Raw genomic sequence first — 4,011 nt, 5'->3', positions numbered from 1 at the left:
AGTTCGCACGCCCTGCGGCGCCTTCCGCACCGACATGATGTGGTGCCGACGGCGCGGCTTGGGGGCGTCGAGCATGCTGACGCCGATGTAGCCGCGGCTGCGGAGGAAGAGCGTGGGACCGGCCACGCCCGCGCTTCCACTTCGCCTCGCCCGGCGGCTGGCTCAACGACCCCAACGGCCTGACCCACCGGAACGGCGTCTACCACCTCTTCTACCAGTACAACCCGCTCGCCGCCGCCCACCACCGCATCCACTGGGGCCACGCCACCAGCACCGACCTTGTCCACTGGACCGACGAACCGGTCGCCCTCGTCCCCGGCACCGACGGCCCCGACCGCGACGGCTGCTGGTCCGGCGTCCTGGTCTACGACGGGGGAGTGCCCACGCTCGTCTACTCGGGCAGACACGGAGACCGCGAACTCCCCTGTGTGGCAAGGGGATCGGCCGACCTGCGGTACTGGACCAAGGACCCGGCCAACCCGGTCATCACCGCCCCGCCCGAGGGCACCGACATCACGGCCTTCCGCGACCACTGCGTCTGGCGGGAGGGCCAGGTATGGCGCCAGCTGGTGGGCTCGGGAATCCGCGGCATCGGCGGAACAGCCTTCCTGTACGAATCCGACGACCTGCGCAGCTGGCGCTACGTCGGCCCCCTGCTGACCGGCGACGCCTCGCGGAACCAGGGCGAGCTCGACTGGACCGGCACGATGTGGGAGTGCGTCGACCTGTTCCGGCTCGGCGAGGACGAGGAGGCCGACAGCACCGACGTACTGGTCTTCTCCGCCTGGGACGAGGGCACCACCCACCACCCCCTGTACTGGACCGGCCACTACAAGGGCGACACGTTCACCCCGACCGCCCTCCACCGACTCGACTACGGCGGCCGCTACTTCTACGCCCCCCAGTCCGCCCGTGACGAGCACGGCCGCCGCATCATGTTCGGCTGGCTCCAGGAGGGCCGCACCGACGAGGCGGCCGCGCAGGCCGGCTGGAGCGGAGTGATGTCCCTGCCGAGGGTCGTCACGCCGGGTGCGGAAGGCCGTCTGGACCAAGCGCCGGTGCCGGAGCTGACCGCGTTGCGGAGGGAGCGCGAGAAGGTGGCGCCGGGCGCGCTGACCGAGCCGTACACCCGACTCGGCGCCGTACGCGGGGACCAGCTGGACATCGAGACCACCCTGCGTCTCGCTCCCGGATCGACCGCCCGGCTCGTGGTCCGCGAGACACCGGACGGCGCGGAGCGCACGGTCGTGGAGGTGAGCCGGACGCACGACGGAGGCGGCACTCTCCTGCTGCGCCGCGAGACGAGCAGTCTCGATCCGACGGTCGACATCGAACCCCGGTACGGCGAGCTCCCGTTGGGCGAGGACGGCCGGGTGGATCTGCGCGTCCTCGTCGACCACTCCGCGCTGGAGATCTTCGCCAACGGCCGCCCTCTCGCCGCCCGCATCTACCCCACTCGCCCGGACGAGGCGATGCGCGTCGGTATCGGTGCCGACGGCGACGTGACCCTGGAGCGGTTCGACGCCTGGCAGATGGCGTCGGCCTTCACCGACGGACCCCGGCCGCTGTGGCCGTGACGGTCTGACACACGACCACGGCCCGCGGGGTGGACGTCCCCCCAGGCCGTGGCCCGCCCTCGCCCTGTCCGAGCGGCAACTCGCGGCCAAGGGCACCTACGCGGCCCGCGTAACGCCCCAATCCTCTTCCTCTGTAGGCGCGTTCTCCTCGGACACCTGTGGTCAGTCGGTGGTGAGCATGCCTGCGCGGAGTTTGGCGAGGGTGCGGGAGATGAGGCGGGAGACGTGCATCTGGGAGACGCCGAGGTGTTCGCCGATCTGGGCCTGGGTGAGTTCGTCGACGAACCGCATGTGGATGATGTGCCGTTCGCGGTCGTCGAGTTCGGCGATCAGGGGGGCCAGGGCGTTGAAGTCCTCGACGAGTTCGAAGGCGTTGTCGTCGAGGCCGATGAAGTCGGCCAGCGCGGCTTCACCGTCGTCGCCGGAGCTGATGGCGGCGTCGAGGGAGGCGGAGTTGTAGCCGTTGGAGGCGAGGCGTGCTTCGTTGACCTCTTCCTCGCTGAGGCACATCAGCTGGGAGAGTTCCTTGACGGTGGGCAGACGGCCGAGCCGGCTGCGGAGCTCTTCGGTGGCTTTGGCGAGCTGGATGCGGGCTTCCTGAAGACGGCGGGGGACGTGCACGGCCCAGGAGGTGTCGCGGAAGAAGCGCTTGATCTCGCCGATGATGTAGGGGACGGCGAAGGAGGTGAACTCGACTTCGCGGGCGAGTTCGAACCGGTCGATGGCCTTGATCAACCCGATCGTGCCGACCTGGACGATGTCCTCCATCTCGTCCTGGCCGCGGCTGCGGAACCGCGAAGCCGCGTACCGGACGAGCGTGATGTTCATTTCGATGAGGGTGTCGCGCGCGTACTGGTACTCGTGCGTGCCCTCTTCGAGGACGGCGAGCTGGTCGAAGAAGAGCCTGGTCAGCTGGCGGGCGTCCTTGGGGGCGACCCGCGAGGGGTCCGCGATCTCCGGCAGCACCCCGGTCCGTGCCTCTGCCGTCTTCGTCACCGTCATGTCAGGCCCCTCCCGCGTGATCCAGACTTCGTGCCGCCGATTTCTTGTCCACCGACAACAATCGGCCTACCCGGGTTCGAGGAATGCACACCAGGTGATTTAGGAGCGGGTCCGCCGGCTGCCGACAGCCGGCCCCCCTTCGGGCTGGTGCCGGCGTCAGACGCATCGCTGGGTCTGGTAGTAGCGGGCGACCTGCTCGTGGTAGCCGGCGTCGCCGACGTGCTTGTCCTTGTCGAACTCGGGGACTCCCTGATCTGGTCCTTCGTGAGGCCGACGTAGATCTTGCGCTCGGCCTGGTCGACCGACTTCACGGTTCCGGCGGGCAGCAGGACGTGCTGGCCGAAGATCCACACGCCGGTGTCGACGACGAGGTATGCGGGGGCGACGTCGTCCGAGTGCTTGTCGACCTTGCCGATGCCACCGTCGGTGGCTTCGACCGTGTATCCGATCAGCTCGGTGCCCGCGGTTCCTTTCGATATTCCTTGCTGCTCCCGCAGTTGAACTGCGAAGTCGTGCAGGCGTCATCGAATTCAATGACGTCGCGTGGTTTGTACGCGCCTACCAGCGATACCAGCGGCCTCGCTTGCCACCGCTTGCCACCGCTTGCCACCGCTTGCCACCGCTTGCCACCGGTTGCCGCAGGGCGGACCACGGGGCCTTGAGTGCGAAACGGGAACCACTGTCATCAATCTCCGACGCTTCGTGTGCCCTGCGAAGCGATCTGCACTCCTGTGGATCTGACGTGTTTCCCAAGGCGGCCCGGAGCTGCTGAAAGTCTGTACGACAACCGTCCGTGGCCACTGGTCGAGTGACGGTGGCACGGTTAGGGCGAGGTCCGCGGCGGACAGGGCTCCCGTGCCGTTGAGCTGTCCGGCAGAGCGCTGAGGCTGTTCGGCGCTACGGCAGCGTGCGGGGCCGGCAGCTGCCAGGTCGACCACGCCGACGGGTCCTCGGGGTCTCGATCTTCCCGGCGGCTTCCGCCTCGGCCTTCAGTGGGCGGGCGGCCAGTTCCGTAAAAGCCGGCAGGTCGGGGGCCGGTGCCGGGCGGCTGGTGTCGCGTACCGGCGGATGCAGCCGCGCGACCGGTGGCGCGTCCAGCCCGGCCGCAGAGTGCCTCGTCAACTCGACACTTCCTCCCGTCGCCGGTCGTCGCCGGCTGTGGCGGGGGTGGCGTTGTCGATGAGGACGGCGGCGATGGCGGCGGCGGTGGGGAAGGCGTCGGCGTTGAGGACCCGGGTGCGGGCCGCGGCGCCGTCGATGAGCAACGCGAGCTGCTCGCCGAGCTGTTCAGGGTCGGCGGCGCCGGCCGCGCGGGCGGTGTCGGCGAGCCGTACGGCGACGGCCTTCTTGTAGTCGCGTGCGTACTGGGACGCGGGGTGCTCGGGGTCGTGGAGTTCGACGGCGGTGGCGATGTAGGGGCACAGGGGGGTGG

At 69.4% G+C, this 4,011-nt stretch carries 3 protein-coding genes and 3 pseudogenes; 2 read left to right on the top strand and 4 right to left on the bottom strand.

Features of this window, described 5'->3' with window-relative positions; genetic code table 11:
• Positions 1 to 149: 149 nt before the first annotated feature.
• Both ACNFOC_RS51870 and ACNFOC_RS51865 read left to right on the top strand, forming a co-directional pair.
• Positions 150 to 1,046, top strand: a pseudogene (locus tag ACNFOC_RS51870) (glycoside hydrolase family 32 protein); the annotation flags it as partial.
• Between the two features lie 12 nt (positions 1,047 to 1,058).
• On the top strand, positions 1,059 to 1,577 hold the full coding sequence (locus ACNFOC_RS51865) for a GH32 C-terminal domain-containing protein (protein ID WP_416965941.1): 519 nt from the start codon (positions 1,059 to 1,061) through the stop codon (positions 1,575 to 1,577).
• Positions 1,578 to 1,739: 162 nt separating this feature from the next.
• Here the strand turns inward: ACNFOC_RS51865 and ACNFOC_RS51860 are convergent, their stop codons facing one another.
• From ACNFOC_RS51860 to ACNFOC_RS51845, 4 genes and pseudogenes are all read right to left on the bottom strand, one after another.
• Positions 1,740 to 2,579, bottom strand: a complete 840-nt coding sequence (locus ACNFOC_RS51860) for an RNA polymerase sigma factor SigF (RefSeq protein ID WP_416965940.1) — start codon at positions 2,577 to 2,579, stop codon at positions 1,740 to 1,742.
• Positions 2,580 to 2,735: 156 nt separating this feature from the next.
• Positions 2,736 to 3,076: pseudogene (locus ACNFOC_RS51855) on the bottom strand (PRC-barrel domain containing protein).
• 400 nt (positions 3,077 to 3,476) lie between these two features.
• A complete protein-coding gene (locus ACNFOC_RS51850) occupies positions 3,477 to 3,701 on the bottom strand; it encodes a hypothetical protein (protein ID WP_416965939.1) in 225 nt (74 codons plus the stop codon).
• Positions 3,698 to 4,011, bottom strand: a pseudogene (locus ACNFOC_RS51845) (TetR family transcriptional regulator); the annotation flags it as partial. The gene ACNFOC_RS51850 and the pseudogene ACNFOC_RS51845, both read right to left, overlap by 4 nt.

The sequence above is a fragment of the Streptomyces colwelliae genome (assembly GCF_048158785.1).
Classification (GTDB): Bacteria; Actinomycetota; Actinomycetes; order Streptomycetales; family Streptomycetaceae; genus Streptomyces.
The sequence above is the reverse complement of the archived record's forward strand: the minus strand, read 5'-3'. Positions and strand labels throughout refer to the sequence as shown.